Origin of the sequence: Anaerococcus sp. NML200537 (genome assembly GCF_026131715.1) — a bacterium.
Classification (GTDB): Bacteria; Bacillota; Clostridia; order Tissierellales; family Peptoniphilaceae; genus Anaerococcus; species Anaerococcus kampingae.
In genome coordinates, this window is record NZ_JAMXSL010000068.1 from 1 (window position 1) to 2817 (window position 2817).

The 2817-nt window shown below is 36.4% G+C and carries 3 protein-coding genes; 1 reads left to right on the forward strand and 2 read right to left on the reverse strand.

What is annotated here, in order from left to right:
* Positions 1-6: 6 nt before the first annotated feature.
* Positions 7-87 carry an IS3 family transposase gene (locus NH288_RS11460; RefSeq protein WP_414731760.1) on the forward strand — a complete coding sequence of 27 codons (81 nt, stop codon included), beginning with the start codon at positions 7-9 and terminating at the stop codon, positions 85-87.
* A gap of 88 nt (positions 88-175) precedes the next feature.
* Here NH288_RS11460 and NH288_RS11255 read toward each other — a convergent pair whose 3' ends face one another.
* Positions 176-619 (reverse strand): hypothetical protein, encoded by a 444-nt coding sequence (locus tag NH288_RS11255; protein WP_265215382.1) that lies wholly within the window; start codon positions 617-619, stop codon positions 176-178.
* A 60-nt stretch (positions 620-679) separates the two neighbouring features.
* Positions 680-2494, reverse strand: a complete 1815-nt coding sequence (glmS, locus tag NH288_RS11260) for a glutamine--fructose-6-phosphate transaminase (isomerizing) (RefSeq protein ID WP_265215384.1) — start codon at positions 2492-2494, stop codon at positions 680-682.
* Positions 2495-2817: the final 323 nt, after the last annotated feature.

Below are 2817 nucleotides of genomic sequence, written 5' to 3' on the forward strand. Positions count from 1 at the left end.
AAATATATTAGATGGTACAATGAGGATAGGATTAAAACAAAATTAAACGGAATGTCCCCTGTTATGTACAGATTACATTCCGCTTAAAATATTATTAAATTATTCCGTGTTTACGGGTTCAGGTCATATCCGTATTACGGATTTTGGGGTTTTTGTTATTTTATAAGATTCTCCTTTAGTAGACCTCTTTAAAATAATAAATCTCATCTTCTATCTTTTTAAGCCTTAACTGATTGTCAGAATCTTTTTCCTTATAAAAATATTCACCATCTGCCTTAGGCTCAAGTTTGTTAAGTCCCAATAAAGTCAGATCGTCATCTTTTATATAATAGAATCCATAATAAATAGCTGCAGATCCAAAGCCCTTGGACTTATAGACAAATTTAGCAAGCTTTGGAAACTTATCAAACTTTCTTAATTCAAAACTTTTGTATTTGAATTTTTGATCCAAGCTAGAATCAGCATCATTTATGAAAGACACTATCTCAGCTTTATTATCCTTTAATGATTCCCTTATTTCTTTTTCAATCTTTAAGTCTTGGTATATAAAATAAGCTCTCGCCGTGAAAAACATTATAAATATTAGCCCAATTGCCATGAATATTTTTCTATGTTTCATAGGTAACTCCTATATATTTCAATATTTTTACAAGTAGATAATGAAATTTATAATTCTATTTTATTCAACAGTTACAGATTTGGCTAGATTTCTTGGCTTATCTACATTTAGGCCCTTGGCTAGGGATGTGTAGTAGGCAAGTATTTGGCATGGTACTACTGAAAGGATTGGGGCTAGGATATCTAGGGTTTCATCAAAGATAAAACTTGCTACTCCAATATCTCCAATCCTCTTATCCTTTAGATTTGTTATGGTAAAGACTTCTGCCTTTCTAGCCCTTACCTCTTCTAGATTTGAAAGAGCCTTATCCAAAAGGTCTTTTTGACTTAGGATGCCTATGACAGGAGTACCATCTTCTATTAGGGCAATTGTACCATGTTTTAGCTCTCCTGAAGCGAAGGCCTCGCTGTGGATGTAGGATATTTCCTTTAGTTTAAGGCTTGCTTCTATGGCTGTTTGGTAGTCAAGTCCTCTTGCTAGGTAGAAAAGATGTTCCTTATCCTTAAGCTCATTTGCAAAATATTTTAGCTCTTCTTTCCTATCGATTATATTTTTTATCTTTTGAGGAAGGGCAAATATTTCTTCGATAATCTCCTTATCATCAAATTTTTCTAAGACTTCATTAAATTCTAGGCCTAGGATGTAGAGATTTAAAAGTTGGCTGGTGTAGGCCTTGGTTGATGCTACCGCTATCTCAGGGCCTGCCTCGGTGTAGATTGTTCTTTCTGCTTCCCTATCGATTGATGATTCTCTTACATTTGTGATTGCAAGAGTCATGGCTCCTAGGCTTTTTGCAAGGTCTAGGGCCTTTAGGGTATCAGCTGTTTCTCCTGATTGAGATAGGAAAATTACCAAGGTATTTTCATCTACAAGTGGATCAGAGTACCTAAATTCTGAAGCCAAGTCGCAAATAACTGGTATCCTTAAATATTTTTCAAAAAGAGCCTTGCCAACTAGGCCAGCATTGTAGGCTGTACCACAGGCAACTATATAGATTCTGTTAAAGGAGTTTATTTCTTCTTCGCTAAAGACCTTACTCTTTACTTTTAGGCCTTCCTTATCTAGGTGGGCTTCAGCCAACCTTCCTATGACATCAGCTTGCTCCTCAATTTCCTTAAGCATGAAGTGGTCGTAGTCTTCTTTTGATGCATCATTTGCCCCAAAAGAAGTAGTTTTTACTTCCCTTGCTACTTCCTTTAGGTCCTTGTCATAAATCTTGTAAGTATCGCCCTTGATGTCGATTATATCATCATTTTCAAGATAGATTAGCTTGTTGGTATATTTTATAAAAGATGGGCTGTCAGAAGCTAGGATAAAGCCATCATCCATAAGGCCAAGGACCATTGGAGAATCCTTCCTGATTCCTACAAGCCTGTCTGGTTCATCTTCTGAGATTGCTCCTATAGCAAAGGACCCTTCAATCATAGACCTTACCTTGATTAGGGCCTTTAGAAGGTCCCCTTCATAAAATTTGCCAAGTAAAATGGCAACAAGTTCTGTATCTGTTTGGGATTTGAAAGAATAGCCTTCCTTGACTAATTCTTCCTTAAGTTCCTTATAATTTTCTATAATACCATTGTGAACTATAGCAATCTTGCCATCGGCAGATGTGTGTGGGTGGGCATTTTCCCTGCTAGCCTCACCGTGGGTAGCCCATCTAATATGGCCAATACCGATATGAGAAGATAAATCTTTCCCACCTATCTCTTCCTTAAGACTTGCAATAGGGCCCTTTTCCTTGTGGATTTCAAGCTTACCATCCTTAATAATAGCAAGACCACTTGAGTCATAACCCCTATATTCTAGCTTTTCAAGACCATCAAGGATGATATCCTTAGCATTAAGACTTCCTTTATAACATACTATTCCGCACATAGTGCCTCCTTATTAAATTTTTAATGAGGCCACGGTGTCTTCTCTGTGACAGAAATTGCTCTCTGCTTTTGTCTAACACTAGGGCTGTGAACCCAGGAAGCTCCCGCCGAATTTTCGATAACTTCCTCCCTCGTCATCCCAAAGGGATCTGGCGCTTTTTTATTTTTACCTCATTATCAGATATTATATTCTTATTTTCTTTATTATCCAAGATAAAATTATTTTAGGGGCATCCCCTAAAAATCCCTTTTTATTATCCAAGATAATATTATTTTTTTAATAAATTGTTGTTATGAACTTTGATTCTTCGTACTGTCATATCA

Bases quoted from the DNA above. Each gene is read 5' to 3' on its own strand.
- NH288_RS11255 (WP_265215382.1), bottom strand. From the start codon at position 619: ATGAAACATAGAAAAATATTCATGGCAATTGGGCTAATATTTATAATG.
- glmS (WP_265215384.1), bottom strand. From the start codon at position 2,494: ATGTGCGGAATAGTATGTTATAAAGGAAGTCTTAATGCTAAGGATATC.